Source organism: Halorubrum sp. B52 (assembly GCF_059752555.1).
In genome coordinates this window covers 665,747-682,056 of sequence record NZ_MWTG01000009.1, presented here as the reverse complement: position 1 = coordinate 682,056, position 16,310 = coordinate 665,747, and the positions used below count along the sequence as shown (strand labels likewise).

At 64.8% G+C, this 16,310-nt stretch carries 15 protein-coding genes; 7 read left to right on the top strand and 8 right to left on the bottom strand.

Annotated elements, in window-relative coordinates; translation table 11 throughout:
• Positions 1–29: 29 nt before the first annotated feature.
• The 3 genes from B4V04_RS11995 (at position 30) to B4V04_RS11985 (ending at position 3,441) form a co-directional block, all read left to right on the top strand.
• Entirely contained in the window at positions 30–1,247 is a 1,218-nt protein-coding gene (locus B4V04_RS11995) for a hypothetical protein (RefSeq protein WP_498231911.1), read from the top strand.
• Positions 1,248–1,633: 386 nt separating this feature from the next.
• Positions 1,634–2,878: a glycosyltransferase family 2 protein gene (locus tag B4V04_RS11990; RefSeq protein WP_498231909.1), complete on the top strand. Its 1,245-nt coding sequence runs from the start codon at positions 1,634–1,636 to the stop codon at positions 2,876–2,878.
• 140 nt (positions 2,879–3,018) lie between these two features.
• Positions 3,019–3,441, top strand: coding sequence for an arsenate-mycothiol transferase ArsC (locus tag B4V04_RS11985; RefSeq protein ID WP_498232458.1), 423 nt, complete (start codon positions 3,019–3,021; stop codon positions 3,439–3,441).
• Positions 3,442–3,463: 22 nt separating this feature from the next.
• Here the strand turns inward: B4V04_RS11985 and B4V04_RS11980 are convergent, their stop codons facing one another.
• Positions 3,464–3,841 carry a DUF8062 family protein gene (locus B4V04_RS11980; RefSeq protein WP_498231908.1) on the bottom strand — a complete coding sequence of 126 codons (378 nt, stop codon included), beginning with the start codon at positions 3,839–3,841 and terminating at the stop codon, positions 3,464–3,466.
• Between the two features lie 102 nt (positions 3,842–3,943).
• Entirely contained in the window at positions 3,944–4,246 is a 303-nt protein-coding gene (locus B4V04_RS11975) for an ATP-binding protein (protein WP_498232457.1), read from the bottom strand.
• Between B4V04_RS11975 and B4V04_RS11970 the strand changes: the two genes are divergently transcribed.
• Together B4V04_RS11970 and B4V04_RS11965 are read left to right on the top strand one after the other, a co-directional pair.
• Positions 4,205–4,420 (top strand): hypothetical protein, encoded by a 216-nt coding sequence (locus B4V04_RS11970; RefSeq protein WP_498231906.1) that lies wholly within the window; start codon positions 4,205–4,207, stop codon positions 4,418–4,420. The genes B4V04_RS11975 and B4V04_RS11970 overlap by 42 nt on opposite strands.
• Positions 4,420–6,096, top strand: coding sequence for a sensor histidine kinase (locus B4V04_RS11965; RefSeq protein WP_498231905.1), 1,677 nt, complete (start codon positions 4,420–4,422; stop codon positions 6,094–6,096). The genes B4V04_RS11970 and B4V04_RS11965 overlap by 1 nt, the downstream gene beginning before the upstream one ends.
• Before the next feature lie 232 nt (positions 6,097–6,328).
• Here the strand turns inward: B4V04_RS11965 and B4V04_RS11960 are convergent, their stop codons facing one another.
• The gene (locus B4V04_RS11960; RefSeq protein ID WP_498231903.1) at positions 6,329–7,090 is read right to left on the bottom strand and encodes a hypothetical protein; all 762 of its coding nucleotides are present in this window, start codon (positions 7,088–7,090) and stop codon (positions 6,329–6,331) included.
• A gap of 301 nt (positions 7,091–7,391) precedes the next feature.
• Between B4V04_RS11960 and B4V04_RS11955 the strand changes: the two genes are divergently transcribed.
• Positions 7,392–8,453, top strand: coding sequence for a TrmB family transcriptional regulator (locus B4V04_RS11955; RefSeq protein ID WP_498231901.1), 1,062 nt, complete (start codon positions 7,392–7,394; stop codon positions 8,451–8,453).
• Between the two features lie 53 nt (positions 8,454–8,506).
• Here B4V04_RS11955 and B4V04_RS11950 read toward each other — a convergent pair whose 3' ends face one another.
• The 5 genes from B4V04_RS11950 to B4V04_RS11930 are packed head-to-tail and all read right to left on the bottom strand — an operon-like array spanning position 8,507 to position 14,058.
• Positions 8,507–9,673, bottom strand: a complete 1,167-nt coding sequence (locus B4V04_RS11950) for an ABC transporter ATP-binding protein (RefSeq protein ID WP_498231899.1) — start codon at positions 9,671–9,673, stop codon at positions 8,507–8,509.
• The gene (locus B4V04_RS11945; RefSeq protein WP_498231897.1) at positions 9,666–10,841 is read right to left on the bottom strand and encodes an ABC transporter ATP-binding protein; all 1,176 of its coding nucleotides are present in this window, start codon (positions 10,839–10,841) and stop codon (positions 9,666–9,668) included. The genes B4V04_RS11950 and B4V04_RS11945 overlap by 8 nt, the downstream gene beginning before the upstream one ends.
• 3 nt (positions 10,842–10,844) lie before the next feature.
• Positions 10,845–11,741: a carbohydrate ABC transporter permease gene (locus tag B4V04_RS11940; protein WP_498231896.1), complete on the bottom strand. Its 897-nt coding sequence runs from the start codon at positions 11,739–11,741 to the stop codon at positions 10,845–10,847.
• On the bottom strand, positions 11,738–12,658 hold the full coding sequence (locus B4V04_RS11935; RefSeq protein WP_498231894.1) for a carbohydrate ABC transporter permease: 921 nt from the start codon (positions 12,656–12,658) through the stop codon (positions 11,738–11,740). Before B4V04_RS11935 ends, B4V04_RS11940 begins: the two co-directional genes overlap by 4 nt.
• Complete coding sequence (locus tag B4V04_RS11930) at positions 12,658–14,058, bottom strand: ABC transporter substrate-binding protein (RefSeq protein WP_498231892.1); 1,401 nt, start codon at positions 14,056–14,058, stop codon at positions 12,658–12,660. The genes B4V04_RS11935 and B4V04_RS11930 overlap by 1 nt, the downstream gene beginning before the upstream one ends.
• A 162-nt stretch (positions 14,059–14,220) precedes the next feature.
• Here B4V04_RS11930 and B4V04_RS11925 point away from each other — a divergent pair, with 162 nt between their 5' ends.
• On the top strand, positions 14,221–16,278 hold the full coding sequence (locus tag B4V04_RS11925) for an amylo-alpha-1,6-glucosidase (protein WP_498231890.1): 2,058 nt from the start codon (positions 14,221–14,223) through the stop codon (positions 16,276–16,278).
• Positions 16,279–16,310: the final 32 nt, after the last annotated feature.

Below are 16,310 nucleotides of genomic sequence, written 5' to 3'. Positions count from 1 at the left end.
TCGTCGCTCCGACCCCGAACGGGTGAGTCATGGCCGCTGCAATCTCTCGTTGGTCGCGTCGGTACGTTCTCATCGGGGCGATCGCACTCTGCTGTTGGCAGGCGGCCACCGTCGCCGGCCTCCCACGGCGCACGGCGGTGGCGTTGGCCGTGTTCGGGTTCGTGTTCAACGTCGTGTTCGGCAAGGCCTACGCGCTCGTACCGGCGTACTTCGACGCCGAACTCGTCTCCGAGCGCGCGCCGCTTGCCCAGTTTCCGTTCGTCGTTGCCGGAGCGGCGTGTCTCGCGATCGACCCGCTTCTCGGTCGCGGCTTCCGCGTCGACGTCGCCGCTCTCGGCAGCGTGCTGTGGGCGATCGGCGTCGCCGTGTTCGTCGGGTCGATCGCAGTGACGATCGGCGGACCGCTCCGACGCGGGGCGACCGGGACCGGGGATCACAACGCCGACCGTCGCCGGGTCGATCGATTCGCGAACTACTTCGTCCCGATCGTGCTCCTGTATCTCCTCGCCGGCACCTACGAGACGGTCGCCGGGCAGACCGGCGCGTTCCCGCCGCTGATCGGCGTGCGGGCCGCCGCAACGCATCTCTTGGCCGCCGGTGCCGCGACGTTGCTCGTGGTCACGCTCGGATTTCGACTGCTTCCGCGGTTCCTCGGCGCGCGTCCGGCTCGGTGGTCGGCCGCGCTCGTCCTGCCCGCGGCCGCGACGGCTCCCGGGCTCATCGCCGCCGGGTTCGTCGACGAGCGGTGGCTCCCGATCGGTGCCGCCCTGATGGTGATCGCGATGGTCGGCTTCGCGCTCGTCGTCTCCGGCATGTGGGTCCGGTCCGACACGCGCCGAATCGGACTGTACGCCCTTCTTCCGAGCGCGGCGTTCGGCGTCATCGGCGTCCTCTTCGGCGGTCTCTTCGCGCTCGGCGGCGCCTCTGCGGCGTTGATCGAGACGCACCTCCGGGTCAATCTGCTCGGCTTTCTCGGCCTGATGATCGTCGGCACCTCGTTTCAGTTCTATCCGCCGCGGCTGGGCGCGTTTCCCGGGTCGTCGAACCGATCGGCGAGCGTGACGATCGCCGCACTCGGGTGCGGACTCGGGATCGAAATCCTCGGTATCGCCGCGATCGCCATCCCCGGTCCCGCGACGGCGTTCGTTTCGGCCGAGCCGATCGCGTTCGGTCGTCGGCTCACGCTCCTCGGTGCGTTCGGCTACGCGTACCTCGTCGCGAGCGCGTTCACGGCGCGATCGAACTGAGTTCCCCGACCCCGCGCGACGGACTGGCGGTGAAAACGAGGCGCGACGTAGCCGGGGGCGGAGCGACGTAGTCGGGGACGGAGCGACGTAGTCGGGGACGGAGCGACGTAGTCGGGGACGGAGCGACGTAGCCTGGGACGGAGCGACGTAGCCGGGGACGGATCTCAGTCCGACGCGCACGACACGGTTGCGGGGGTGACCGGTCGGTTCGACGGTGTTCGTGTGGGGTGGTACACATAGTCACACTAACACCCACCACGGCGCTGGAGTCGTGCGATTAAGTCGGATTACGCGAGATTAAGGGCGTAAATCCGGTCAGAAGGCGGGTGAATCCGGGTGCAGCGTTTGGACGGTTCATACGAGTCGGGAAGCGAGGGGGAGACACGATGAACACCGAACGTATCGCGTTGGTCGCAGTGACGCTGGCGCTCGTCGTCGGTGGGGTCGCGACGATGGTCGCACCGACCGCGATCACCGGGCCCGGGACGGCGCCCGCTCAGGCGGCGGCGACGACCGCCGTCGGCGACGGCGGAGTCGCGTCGCTGTTCGGGATCGCGCTGTGGGGCGTGACGCTGTTGTTCGGCGCGACCGCGCTCGTTTGGATCGTCCTCACGACCGTCGTCGGCGCGGGGTACGAGCCGCCGGCGAACGAGTACGGCCTCGACGAGATGCAGGTGCGGATCATGACCGTCGACGCCGCCGAGGTCGTCCAGGAGACCGTCGACTCGCTGCCCGACGGGCTCGACGACGTCCACGTGATCGCGGAGTCGCCGATCGACGTGAGCGGGGCGACGGTCCACGTCGTCCCCGAGGAGTTCACGTGCCGCGCGGTGCGGAAGGGTCGCGCGCAGGAGTGGGCGCGACGGGCGCTGGAGTGCCGGCGGGAGTTCGTGCTGTACCTCGACGAGGACAGCGTCGTCGAGTCGCTCGACGGCCTGCCGGACGCGGACATCGTCCAGCTCCGGGAGAAGCCGCGCCGCACGGGGTCGAACCTCAGCTACCTGGCCGACGTCTACCGGATGGGCGTGCAGTTCGAGCAGCGCGCGTTCGCGCGGCTCTCGATCCCGCTGTTCGCGTGGGGCGGCGGGATCGCCGTGCGCACCGACGTCGAGGATCGGACGACGTGGGACCGGGAGACGCTCGTCGAGGACACCGCGTTCGTCTGGGCGGCGTTCCAGGAGCTCAACGTGACGTTCGCGCTGTCCGACGCGGTGTGTCGGAACGAGGCGCCGCCGTCGCTGTACGAGATCCTGCAGCAGCGTCGCCGCTGGGCGGCCGGCAACGTGCAGGCCTCGACGATGCTCCCGTTCCGGTACGAACTGCTGACTCGCGTGCGGAACTACGCGTGGGCGCTGTCGCCGATCGTGACGCTGATCGCCGTCCCGCTGTCGCTGTTGAGCGTGACGATCGCGTACGGCGGGTGGTTCTTCCTCGCGTCGATGGGGCTGGCGCTGTGTACGCTCGGCTGGTTCCTGCTCGGCGTCGCGTACTACGGCGACACTCACCGGCACTGGGCGCTGGCGCTCCCGTTGGCGCCGGTGATCACCGTGATCCACTCGATGGGAACGGTCGCGGGGATCCTCAACCCGCCGGAGACGTTCCGGGTGACGACGAAGGTCGGGAACGAGTGAGCCGCGCCGGTGGGGGCCGAGCCGCTCCGGCGGGGGCCAAGCCGCTCTATAGCGCTCAATACCGGTTTGGAGTAACGACTATACGAATTCCGCCCGCAGACCGAGTCGTGAGTCACGCAACCGGGAATCCGGATCGGCGGATCGCGTTCGTCTGTGTCCAGAACGCGGGGCGGAGCCAGATGGCGGCGGCGTTCGCCGAGCGCGAGCGCGACCGTCGCGACGCGGGCGCTCGGATCGAGACCGTCACCGGCGGGACGCGGCCCGCCGACCGCATCCACGGCGTCGTCGTCGAGGCGATGGGCGAGATCGGGATCGACCTCGGCGACCGAACGCCGCGAGAGGTGACCCCAGAGGAGCTTCGGGCGGTGGACCTCGTCGTCACGATGGGCTGTTCGGCGTCGGACGTCTGCCCCGCGACGTGGAACGGGGAGAGCCGCGACTGGGGGCTCGACGATCCGCACGGTCGTCCCGTTGAGGACGTGCGCGAGATCCGCGACGAGATCGAGGAGCGCGTCGTCGCGCTGTTCGACGAGCTGTTGTCGGAACCCGCGTCGGCGGACTGACGGGTGCGAGCGAACTCGCCTCTCACGGGTGAGGCCCGTCGGTGTCGGACGAAACGACGTCGGCCGTCCCGTCCGGACGCTCGAGCCGCACGGCGTGGCCCGTGTGGCGTGCGTGCGTGGTCGCCCAGCGCCGGGCGGGTCGCTCGGAGAGGAACCGCTCGCCGTCCGGACACCGCTGGCACCGAACGATCCACGGGGTCACGTCGTCCGGGTAGTGCCCGGTGTGCCGTTCGTGGTCGAGCGCGAACTGCTCGACGGCGCGGTTCCCGGCGCGACGCTCGTCGAGTTCGTGGTCGAGCTCCCACTCGCGGCCGCAGCGGGTACACGAGACGGTCGGGACGCCGGTGTCGTCGGGAGCGAACGCGTCGTCGGTCACGGTCCGGATTCGGTGTCGGGCCACTTGAGTACCGCCCCTAGCCGGACGGGAACCCCAGCCGTCGCCTCGGGAGGGCGCCCACGAGTGGACGACGAGCGCCGATCCGTCGTCTCAACTGAATGCCGTTCAGGACTCGGACGGGTCAGTCGGTTCCGGTGTCAGGAACTCGAACCGGGCCCCGCCCTCCGCGCCGCCCGTGAGGGTGACGTCCCAGTCGTGTGCCTGCGCGATGCGCGAGACGATGGTGAGTCCGACGCCGCTGCCGCCGTACCCGGTCGTGTACCCGTGATCGAACACGTCGTCGCGTTCCTCCGGGGGAATCCCGTCACCGATGTCTTCGACGTGAGAGGTGGTGCGGCGGGCGTTCGACCGCGGAGGTGACCGCGCGTGCTCACCGAGGTTCGGACTCCCGAAGCGACCGCCGAAGATATCCTCGAGTTGGAGGGGGGATTCATGCGGAGGTGTTCTCGTCGTCGGTCAAAGCGTTTGGCGGTGAGGGGTGCGCCGCCGAACGCAACGGAATCTCCCCTCCTCTCGGTGAGACCGATGACCGGCATCCACACCGTTATAATCAATTCGTTCTTCGATACGCGTATCGGTTGATGACACCGGGAGCACTCGGACTGGGAGTCGTAGCCGCTTCGGTTGCGGCCAGCGGCGGGGCCGCGTACCTCTTGCGGTACCTGTACCGGCAGCGCGGGAAGTCGGGTGCGAGCTGGTTTATGGGGAATATGGCGTCGGTCGCCGTGTTCTGTCTCGCGTACGGCGTCGCGTTGCTCGTCTTCGACCCGACGGTGCGGGTCGCGCTCGCGGTCGTCGCGTTCGTCTGCGTGTGTTTCATGGGCCCGTTTTTCCTCGCGTTCGGTCTCGATTACACCGGTCGTGGGAATCTCATCCGCACCCCGCTGTTCGGGATCGCCGCCGTCGTCCCGCTCCTGTCGGTCGCCCTCGCGGTGACGAATCCGGTTCATGAGCTCGTGTGGACCGATTTCCAGATCGACCCGGTGTTCGGCCTCGCCACGGCCACGTACACGGTTCAACCGTGGGGGGCGTTCGCGTTCTTGTTCTCGATCGCGACCGCCGGCGTCGGCTCACTGCTGCTTATCGGAGCGATACTGAGTTACGGGCCGTTGTACCGGCGTGAAGCGACGGCGGTCATTCTGAGTACCGTCCCGCCGTCGGTCGGCGTGTCGCTGTGGCTGCTCGGCGTCGGACCGATTCCGCAGCTGCATCTCACCGCGCCGTTGATGCTCATTCACGTCGCGCTCGACGCGTACGCGTTCGTGGGCACCCACATGTTCGAGACGAATCCGGCGACACAGCGGATGGCGGAGCAGACCGGGTTGGATTCGTTATCGGACCCCGTGTTCGTTCTCGATACCAACGGACAGGTCGTCCGGGTGAACGACCGGGTGGAAGAGCTCTTTTTGACCCCGTCGTCGACGTCGCTTCCGGTTTCGTTGGAGTCGGTCCTCGGCGTCACGTCCGAAGAGCTTCGCGAGACTGGCGAGATCGCGGTCGGGACCGACGGCGGCGGGACGTTCGCCGTGTCGTTTACCGACTTGACGGACCCGGTCGGCGAATCGGTCGGAAGTATGGCCGTGCTGTACGACGTGACCGAGGAACGGCAGCGCGGGCAACAGCTCGAGGTGCTCAACCGCGTTCTCAGGCATAACCACCGAAACGAGACGATGGTTATCGGTGGGTACGCGGAGCTGCTGAAAACGACCGTCGGTGAGACTACCCAAGCGACGCAGGCCGGCATGATCGCCGCTGCGAGCGACCGACTGAACTCGATCGCCGAGAAGGTCCGCGAGTTCGAGGACGTGCAACAACGAGGTGTGCAGCCGGAGTCGATCTCGGTGAAAGACGTCGTGGCCGAAATCGTGCGGACGCGGTCGACCGCGCACGGCGATGCGACGATCACGTCGACGGTCGAACCGACCGATCACGAGATTCGTACCGACCGGGAGATCCTGTCGGTGCTCCTCGACAATCTCGTCGAGAACGCGATCGTCCATTCGGACGCCGCGGAGCCGACAGTCAGCATCGCGGTCACGGAAGCGGCGGAGTCGAGCAACGAGGTTCGCATCGAGATTCGAGACGGCAACGACCGGATCCCCGAACACGAGATCGAGACCCTGCGGGCGGGCGAGGAGACCGCACTCCAACACGGGCAGGGGATCGGGCTGTGGATCGCCTACTGGTGTACGCGCAAGTTACACGGAGAGATCAGCTTCGAGTACGACGACGGGAACGTGCTCGCAGTTGCGTTGTGAGCGGTCACCCGCTACGTCGACGTGTCGGACTCCCGGTCCGGGCGGGCGTCTCGCCAGTGCACAGCGTTCCGCGCCCTATCCGTCCTCGCCCGTGAACGCGGATTTCCCCTCCGGTTCGTTCACGGAAAAAATCGGCTCGAGCCTCCTCATTCATCTGAGATCGGCGTATCCGAACACTCCCTCTCAGACAGTCGGAGAGTATACCCGGGTGACGAACCGGATACGGACTCGGTCACTCGGGGATCGGGGTCACAGCCCGCCGTAACTCAAACGACTCGTCGTCGCGGGCAACTTCGGCGAAGAGCTCCCACCGGTCCTCGTGTACCAGCACGTCTAGGTACCGACAGGTGCCGAACGTCGAGATACCGGTCGCCCGATCCGCGATCGGCGCGGCGTACACCGGCCCGTCGGGGCAAGTGTCTGTTATTTGTTCTAGGTCCGGCGACACCGCGACGCCGGTTCGGAGGTTCCAGGTCCGACCGGTGTCTGAGACGCCGCTACCGTCGTAGAACACCAGCCAGGCTGGCGCGTTCGATGCCGGAATCACCGTCGAGACGCGGGTGTGGTAGTCATGCCAGTAGTCGCGGCCAAGCAAGGGATTGTCCGGATGCTTCTGCCAAGTGTCCCCGTCGACGCTGGTCGCTAGGTGGGCTCGTTCGGAGATCCCGTCAAAGCCCGCGTAGAACATGTAGTAGCGACCACCGACGGTCACAATAACTGGGTCTTTTACCGTGCCCGAATCTGTCCCGCCGGGGTCGGGCGTCAGCACCGTTCGGGCGGTGCCAGGATCCAGCTCGTCAGGGGTAGCAACGTCGTCCAGTTTGGTGATGACCCAATCGTTCCCACCGCGATCGACCGGAAGGTAGCACTGGAGCGCGTTCGTTTGAGGATCCGTGCACAGCGCCACTCGTTCGATGCTCACGACGCCGAGATCGGATGCGGTGATGCTCGCTACTTGGCGTACGTCGCCGTCGTCGTATTCGTGAATCGTCACCTCGTGGCCCCGATCGTCTGGTGTTCGCCATCTGACCGCCAGATACGCCCGCCCGTCGTGTCGGTGGACGCAGGGCGCGCCGACCCAGTACCCTTCACCCGTTCCAGCTGGCGTGAACAAAGTGGTTGCCGCACCGAAATCGACGTCTGGGGGGCGAGCATACGAAGGCATAAAAAACAACCACGGTTCGTGGTTTTATATAATTACGGGCGAACTTCCAGATGCGCGAATCTCGATCGGTACTGACACGGCAGAGGATAAGAAGCCAGTACACAGGCGCAATGACCACGAGACCACACTTATGAGCGATCCAGCACTAACGAATCAACTTCAGGAACTCGGGCTGACAACCTACCAGTCGAAAGCTTACATAGCAGCCGTACAGGCCGGTCAGGCGCGGCCGAACGATCTCGTCGACATGTCGGGAGTCCCGCAGGGACGCATCTACGACGTCATCGATGACCTGGCCGACATGGGACTGCTTGAGATCCGTTCACAGGGTCAGGGGAAAGTCGTAACTGCGCCACCACCCGAGGCGGTCCTAGAGGATCTCAAACGTCGCCGAGTGACCGCGGTGAGTGAGCGGATCGATGCCGTGAGTACGGACCTGGCAGAGCTCTACGATGAGACCGATACCGACACGGACGGTTACGTCACGATGGTTCGCCGGCAGGAAACGGCCCTTCGGCACGTGCGCCGAGCCATCGAGGCCGCCGAGTGCTGGTTGCTGGTCTCGGTCTCGGTCGAGGTATACGAGCGGATCCAGAACGAGGTCGCCGAGGCCGTCGCCGAGGGGGTGAGCGTCCGCCTGCTTCTGAGTGGGGCGGACGATCCGCCGGATCTCAAATTCCCCGACTCATTACCGGTCAGGTTCCGGAGCGCAGCCGACACGTTCGTCGCGGCCGACCGAGCATACGGGATCTACGGGAGTACCCACCCCCAGAACGATCAGCAGCCGTATCTGATCACGCAGGAACCGACGTTAGTCCAGTTACTGCAGGACTACACGGAAACCGTCTGGACAACCTCCGCACCCATCCAGAACGCGGCGACGCTCCCCCGGTGTTACTTGGACCCACGCCGCCTAATCATCGCGCACCGAGACGCTCTCGACGCCGGGACCTCGTTCGTCGCCACCGTCGTCGGCTACCGCACCGACTCGCGAACCGACGGGACCTGGACCGGAACGGTCGTCGACTATGAGCTGAGCGGGCCAGTCGAGAGCGACTACGGAATCGCACCCCCAACGATCGCGTCCCTGACGCTGGAGACAGACGGGGAGACACTCACAGTTGGTGGCTGGCATGCCACGATAGAAGACGTTGCGGCGACGAGTATCACGCTCCAAGAACCGATCGCGTAGCCGGCCACACACCTCAAATGGCTCCGAACATCACACGGGATGGTTACGAAGCGTTACGACGAGGACTCAGAGGCAAGAGTCGTGTCGGTCACCGATTCCCCGGCGGTCCGGATCGCGTCACCCGTCGACGGATCGAAGAGGTAGACTTCCTGCGGGTCGATACTGACACGGCACGGCTCACCGGGAGCAGACCGCGTCGACGGCGGAACGACCGCGGTGAGTTCCATCTCACCCAGTCGGAGGTGAACGAAGTTGTCGTTGCCCTGATACTCAGCCACCGCGACCGTGGCCTCGAATCCCGGCCCGTCCGCCGGGGGCGACGTGACCGAAAGCGTCTCCGGCCGCATACCGAGGACGACTTCGTCGCCCGGTGAAAGGGACTGGCCGTTGCGGGCCACCGTGACTAGATCCACTGAGTCGCCGTTGACCGCACACCTGAGGGCGAGGCGGTCCGGATCACCGCAGGGCTCAGCGACGACCTCGAGTTGGTTCATCGGAGGGTTACCCAAGAAATCAGCGACGAACCGCGAGGTCGGATTCCTGTACACCGTCTCGGGCGAGCCGACCTGTTGTAGGACGCCGTCGTCGAGGATGACGATACGGTCGGCCATCGTCATCGCCTCCTTCTGATCGTGAGTGACGTACACCGTCGTGATGTCCATCTCCGCTTGGAGTCGCTGGAGCTCCGTCCGCATCTCCGAGCGGAGCTTCGCGTCCAGACTCGCCAATGGCTCGTCGAGGAGGAACACGTCGGGCTCGCGGACCATCGCTCGCCCCAGGGCCACGCGCTGTTTTTGTCCGCCGGACAGTTCCGCCACGTCCCGGTCGAGTAGGCCTTCTATTCCGAACTTCGCGGCCATCTCGTCGACCTTGTTTCGCCGCTCGCGTCCCGAGAGATCCGTCGAGTGTTTCAACCCGTAGCCGATGTTCTCGCCGACGGACATCGTCCGGTAGAGTCCGTAATCTTGGAAGACCATCGCGATCGACCGGTCGCTTGGAGGCCGATCGGTCACGTCCTCGCCCCCGATCCAGATCCGGCCGCCGGTGACCGGTTCCAGACCGGCGATCATCCGCAGCGTCGTCGTCTTGCCGCAACCCGACGGACCCAGCAGGACGACCAGTTCGTCCTCTGCGACGAGCGAGACCCCGTCGACGGCCGTCTCTGTTCCCTGTGCGTCGTCGTAGCGCTTCGTGACGTCCTCAAGCCTGAGTTCAACCATCGTCGAGCCTCCGTCCCCGCTCGTCGAAAAACGTGATTTCGGCCTGTCCGAACACGACCTGGACGTCCGCACCGGCCTCAAGCCGGTCCGGGCGCGTTCGCGTCCGAATAACGAACTGCTGGTCTCCGGCCCGCAGGGTGATTTCGTACGCGCGACCGATCGGCTCGACGACCGTGACCGTACACGGGACCGGCTCGGTTACCGGGGTGGCCGGCGTTCCGATCGGCCCGTCGTCGCCGAGGAGATAGCCGTCCTCGGGTCGGATGCCAACCCTGGCTGCGGCGGCCGGTGACGTCTCAGTGAGCGTTGTTCTGAGGGGAGTGTCCGGGCCGTCGGCATCGAACACGTTCATCGATGGATCGCCGAGGAAGGTGGCGATGAACTCCGAGCGCGGTTCTTGGTACACCTCATGGGGCGAGCCGACCTGTTCGATCCGACCCTGATTCATCACGGCGATCCGGTCGGCGATGCTCATCGCCTCCTCTTGGTCGTGAGTGACGTACACCGTCGTGATGCCGAGCCGTTGCTGAAGATCCCGTAGCTCCGAACGCGTCTTGACTGCGAGCTTCGCATCGAGATTCGACAGCGGTTCGTCCATTAACAGGACCGACGGGTGTCGAGCGAGAGCGCGGCCGACAGCGACGCGCTGGCGCTGGCCGCCGCTGAGCGCGGACGGCTGTTTGTCGAGCAGGTCGTCGATGTCGAGCAGCGACGCGGTTTCGGTCACCCGCTCGGCCATCTCGTCGCCGGTGAGCGAGAGTTTCTCGAGCGGGAACTCGATGTTCTCTCGAACGGTCTTGTGCGGATAGAGCGCGTAGCTCTGGAACACCATCGCGACGTCCCGTTCCTGTGGTGTCGTCCGGGTGACGTCCTCGCCACCGATCTCGACCACACCGTCCGAAATTGCCTCGAGACCGGCGATCATCCGCAGCGTCGTCGTCTTGCCACAGCCGGATGGACCCAACAGGACGAGGAGTTCGCCGGGGTTGACTTTGAGGTCAATGCTGTCGACCGCGACCACATCGTCGAAGCGTTTGGTCAACGCCGAGAGAGTGACCCCGGTGCTCTCGACCGACTGCGGAACGTCGTCCTCGCCCGTCGGTTCCCCGGAGGGTGGCGAAGCGGTCTGGTCGGCCGACTGCTCGCTTTGGGACGAGTTGTACGGCACCGGTCAGCCCTCCACCCCACCGGCGGTGAGTCCTTCGACCATGTATTGTTCAAGGTAGAGGAACATGATAATGATCGGGAGCGTCGTCAGGAACGACGCGGCCATGACCTGCCCCCAGACGTTCTGGAAGTTGGCGTTCATCTGCTCGATCCCGATCGGAAGCGTGAGCTTGGCCTGAGATTTGAGGAAAACGGACGCGAAGATGTACTCGTTCCAAGCGATCTTGAACGCAAACAGAAACGCTGCGACGAGCACGGGGAGACTCAGTGGCACGACGATCTGGAAGATGGTTTCGAGCCGCGAGTACCCGTCGAGCATCGCGGCTTCCTCGATCTCGACCGGTAGGCTCTCGAAGTAGTTCCAGAGCATGTACAGCGTCAGCGGCAGGGTGCTCACGGTGTAGGTGATGAATAGACTCAGTCGCGTGTCCACCAATCCGAGGGTCGCGATCACTTGAAACAGCGGGACGATGACGGTGATCGACGACAACATGTACACGACCACGACCCCTCGGCGCACCAGCCCGTTACCCGGGAAGGTGAGCCGCGTGAAGCTGTACGCCCCGACGACGCCGACCACCAGTGAGAACGATGCGGTCACCGACGCGACGACGGCGCTGTTCAGAAAGTAGCTCGTGAAGGCGAACGTCTCCGAACCGAACAGCACCGTGTAGTGGGAGAGCGTCACGGCCCCCGGTAACAGCGACGGGTCGCTCGAGTAGATTGCGTCGTCCGGCGACAGGCTCGTCACCAGCATGACGTAGAACGGGAACAGAGCAACCACCATGGTCAACGCGAGGGCGACGTAGAATCCGAGTCGGCCGAGCCAGCTATCGTTCCGGTAGCCCGTCTGGAGGACGCGCAGGCTATCGCGGGCCTGAGATAGGACCGTTCCGATCATAGTTGTTCCTCCCCGAACAGCGTGATGAAGCCGACGACGAACAGTGCTTGAATGATGAACAGCAGGAGCGAGATAGCCGCACCCAGGCCTTGCTCGAAGTTGGCGAACGCCGTCTGGTAGGCGAAGATCGGCAGCGTTACGACCTGTCTGGTGAGCAGCCAGACCTGGGCGAAGGCGTTGAACTCCCAAATGAACCGCAAGAGCACCACGATGGCGATGGTTCCTTTGAGCTCTGGCAGCGTGATGTCCTTGAACTGAGCGACCGCTCCGGCGCCGTCGATGCGCGCCGCCTCGTACATCGATTCGGGGATCGCCTGTAGGCGCGCCACGAACAGCAGGAACGCGAATGGGAAGTTCCGCCAGGCACCGAAGGCCACGACGGTCGGGAGTGCGGTCGATCGTTGGTCGAGTAGACCGGTCTGGGAGCTGTACAGTCCCCATTCGGCCAGCATGTTCGGAATGGCGCCCCACAGCGGACTCAGCATGAACTGCCAGACGAACGCGACGGCGATAATCGGCGTCACGTGCGGGAGCAACACCAACCCGCGTGCGAGCCGGCGGCCACGAAACTCGCGGTCGAACAGGAGAGCGACGGCCAGCCCCGCGAGCGTCGAGAAGACGGTGCTTCCGACGGTGAACACCATCGTCGTTCTGAACGCACCCCAGAACCGCTGGCTGGTCACGAGTTCGAGGTAGTTCTGGAGGCCGACCCATGTCGGCGCCTGGTTCGGGTTCAGCGGAACCGTTGTGAAACTCAGATAGACGTTGTAGAGGATAGGGTAGAGGATGACGGCGCTGATGAGTAGGACCGACGGGAGGATCAACGCGATCCCGAGGAGCGCCTCTCGTCGCTGAGCGGGCGACTCGAAATAACGGTCGATGCCAGTCGCCGCAGTGAGACGGCTCCCGACTGACATTATGATAGCGCGTTTCGCATCTTTTCCGCCTGTTCCGTGGCGACGGTCTCCGGATCGGCACCGTCGATGACGACGCGGTTGACTGCCTCGGAAACGAGCGATTGACTGGAGATCTGTCCGAACTCCGGAAGCAGCGTCCCCTCGACGACGTCGAACCGTTCCATGTTGCCCAGTGCCGAGGAGATCTGGTCGATCGTCTCGCCCCAAGCGGAGATGATATCGTTGTCACGGTACGCCTCGCTCTCGGCGGTCGACTGTCTAACCGGCATCGTGCCGCCGGGGTTCGTGTGGACCCAACTGACATACGAATCACCGGTCATGATATGGTTCACCAAGTTCTCGGAGGCCGACAGACCGCCGTCCCCGGCGTCGAAGATCGCGTGGCCCAGTACCTGTCCGTAGGTGCTCCGTCGGGTGTTCTCGGTCGCCGGGGCGAGCCCCGTATCCGAGACCATCTCCTCGCCTTTGTCCGAGAGCAGGTCCGGGAGCAAGTACGAGGAGTAAAAGAACATGTGTTCCTGTTCGTTGCCGTAGAGATTTCGCGTGTCGTCGAACGTGACCGATCCGGGTGTGTACTGCCCCAGTTCCTGGTAGAACTCGAGCGTCTCGATCATCGCGTCCGAGTCGAAGACGACGTTCGCGTCCGCGTCCAACACCAGCGCGCCGTTAGACCGTGCGAACTGGGTGAAACACTGTCGCGCGTAGGCGTCGATCTGCGTCCCGAATCCGATTCCGTACGTGTCGTTATCGGGGTCGTGGAACGTCTCAGCCGCCTCGAGGATCGCGTCCCAAGTCACCGGTTCGTCAAGCCCCGCGTCCTCAAAAGCGCTTTTTCGGTACCACAGACCCTGGACCCACGCGTCCGCTGGGACTCCGTAGTACCCACCCTCACCGGTACTCATGAACTGCAGGGGCCCGTCCCGGAAGTCGTCCTCACCGATATCTTCGATGACTGACGTCGTACTGTCCGGGGCCAGTGTCCCGTCGGCCCCGAGTCGTTGGATCGTCTGGATCGCCAACAACCCGACGTTCGGTAGGGTGTCGGAAGCGACCGCGCTCGATATCTGCTCCTCGATGGCGTCGTTGTCAATGTACCGCGTGTTCACGGTCGTTCCGGACTCCTCCTGGAAGTTGCTGACGATTGTGTTGATCGGGTCCCGGAACGGATCCCCGTTGTGAATATTCCAGTAATCGAGCTCGTCGACACCACCGCCGTCACCGCCGTCATCACCGTCACCGCCGTCGCTACCGTCGCCGCCGTCGCTACCGTCGCTACCGTCACCACCGCCCATGCAGCCGGCGAGCCCGATCGCTGTGGCCGCCCCACCGGCTTGGATGAGCCAGCGTCGCGTCAGAACGTCGCCCGTACTCGTCCGTTCACCAGTGTCATGCCGTGCCATGGCAAACAGACGTTAGAGAAATGACTTAAATCTAACGCCCAGCAACTACTCAGAGTTGTTGTCTTCTCCCAAAGCGTTATTTCGCTGGCTCTGAGAAGAGAGAGCATGAATCGGATCGCAATTGAAAGCCCAACGGCGTGTCGAGCGAGCGTGAACTGACGTATGCCGGTCGAGACGCTCGTCGACGGATACACGTATCTCGTGTTACCGGACGGAGAAAGCGCGCAGCTCTCGACGGCAACCACCGGGGGGCTGTACCACCAGGACACCCGGTACCTCTCGGCGCTCGAATGGACGACTCCCGACGCCGCACTCCGTTCGCTCCAGTCCACGCTCCAGTCACCGGCGGTCACCCGAGAGCTACTGGCTCCCGTCGAGACGACGGTCAACGCGATGTCCGGCGAAACAGTTCCCAAACACACCGACGTCGTCCTCGCGCTCGAAACGGGGGTCTACGAGGGGTCCGGCTGTTCACAGACGATGACCGTCCACAATCACACATCCACAACACGGACGGTTCCGCTAACCGTGCACTTCGACGCCGACTACGCGGACATCTTCGAAGTACGAGGCGTCGAAACCGACATCGACAGAACGGTGCGTACGACGGTCAGTCAAGACACCGTACAGACCGCCTACTCGTTCGAAGAGAACGGCGAAGAAACCGAGTACGCCACCAGCCTCTCATTTTCGCCGGCGCCAGATTCCCTCAGTGAAGATGAGGCAACGATCGAACTGACAGTCCCACCGCAGGGAACAGCGAGTTGCGGGCTCACGGTCGGGATCGATGGCGGCGCCCCACCGACCGGCACCGAACAGCCGGACCGGAACCGACCGCTCGAACTCCCCGCAGTATCGACAACCGCTGACTCCTACGACGGAGTCCTCCGCCAAGCGGCAGCCGACCTGGCCGCCCTGACGACCGAGACCGAACACGGGCCCATCGCGCTCGCCGGGACCCCGTGGTTCGTCACACCGTTCGGACGAGACGCACTCATCACGGCGCTCCAAACGCTGCCGGTCGCCCCCGCGCTCGCGCTCGGGACGCTCCGGTATCTAGCAGCCCATCGAGGCACGTCAACCGACTCGATCACCGAGGAAGAGCCGGGGAAGATCTTCCACGAGCAGCGCCAAGGCGAACTAGCACGTCGAGGACTCGTCCCGCACACGCCGTACTACGGAACAGTGGATGCGACGCCGCTGTGGGTACTCCTACTCAACGAGACCTGCACCTGGACCGGATCACTAGCCCCCGCGGTCGAACTCGTCGAGACGCTCGCGGAGACGCTCGACTGGGTGTACACGGCGACCCACGCCGGTCCCGAAGACCCGTTCATTTACTATGATTCCTCTGAGCACGCGCTGACACACAAGGCCTGGAAGGACACCGCCGACAGCATCCGCAACGCCGATGGAACGCCGGCCGACCGGCCGCTAGCCGTCGCAGAAGTCCAGGGGTACGCGGCTGCGGCCTTAGCCGAAGGCGCCGAACTACTGACGCGATTACAGGACCGCGGCGTCACTCCCGACACTGCTGAGTCCACCGACGCGTATCGCTCTCGGGCGGAGGACATCGAGACCGCGTTCACCGAGGAGTTCTGGCTGCCCGAGCGCTCCTTCTACGCGGTCGCCAAGACCGGGGCGGGCGACATCGTCGACAGCATCACCTCGAACGTCGGCCACTGCCTCTGGACCGGACTCATCGACCGGGACCACGTCGAACCGGTCGTCGAAACCCTCCTCGGGACGGCCATGCGCGGGGGGTGGGGACTCCGAACGATGAGCGCCGACGAAGCAGGCTATAGCCCCGTCTCCTACCACGCGGGAGGGATCTGGCCCCACGACACCTCCCTGGCCGCGCTCGGCCTCGCCGAACACGGATACGCGAACGAAGCCGAGCGGCTGGGCCGACACGTTCTCGACGCGGCCGCGACATTCGAGGAGCAGCGGCTCCCCGAACTGTACTGCGGGTTCGACCGTGCGGACCCCCCGACGCCGTACCCGGCTGCATGCACTCCGCAGGCGTGGGGTGCCGGAGCGCCGTTTGCAGTCCTCCGAGCGAGCGTTGGGCTCAGGCCGGACAAAGACGGTCGCCTGACCGTGACTCGTTCCTCAGATCTGTTCGCCGCGAACGTCATCGACGAACTCACGGAGGAAGCGGCATCGTCGGTCAAACTCGCCGGAACCGGTCCCAAGATCGGAGGCGGTCCCGATGACTGACTCCCGGATCACGGGCAAACCCGATCGGTGCA

What these genes read in the sequence shown, in the direction of transcription:
- B4V04_RS11935 (WP_498231894.1), bottom strand. Translation starts at nt 12,658, where the DNA reads ATGTCAGTCGGGAGCCGTCTCACTGCGGCGACTGGCATCGACCGTTAT.
- B4V04_RS11940 (WP_498231896.1), bottom strand. Translation starts at nt 11,741, where the DNA reads ATGATCGGAACGGTCCTATCTCAGGCCCGCGATAGCCTGCGCGTCCTC.
- B4V04_RS11955 (WP_498231901.1), top strand. Translation starts at nt 7,392, where the DNA reads ATGAGCGATCCAGCACTAACGAATCAACTTCAGGAACTCGGGCTGACA.
- B4V04_RS11990 (WP_498231909.1), top strand. Translation starts at nt 1,634, where the DNA reads ATGAACACCGAACGTATCGCGTTGGTCGCAGTGACGCTGGCGCTCGTC.
- B4V04_RS11930 (WP_498231892.1), bottom strand. Translation starts at nt 14,058, where the DNA reads ATGGCACGGCATGACACTGGTGAACGGACGAGTACGGGCGACGTTCTG.
- B4V04_RS11925 (WP_498231890.1), top strand. Translation starts at nt 14,221, where the DNA reads ATGCCGGTCGAGACGCTCGTCGACGGATACACGTATCTCGTGTTACCG.
- B4V04_RS11950 (WP_498231899.1), bottom strand. Translation starts at nt 9,673, where the DNA reads ATGGTTGAACTCAGGCTTGAGGACGTCACGAAGCGCTACGACGACGCA.
- B4V04_RS11965 (WP_498231905.1), top strand. Translation starts at nt 4,420, where the DNA reads ATGACACCGGGAGCACTCGGACTGGGAGTCGTAGCCGCTTCGGTTGCG.
- B4V04_RS11995 (WP_498231911.1), top strand. Translation starts at nt 30, where the DNA reads ATGGCCGCTGCAATCTCTCGTTGGTCGCGTCGGTACGTTCTCATCGGG.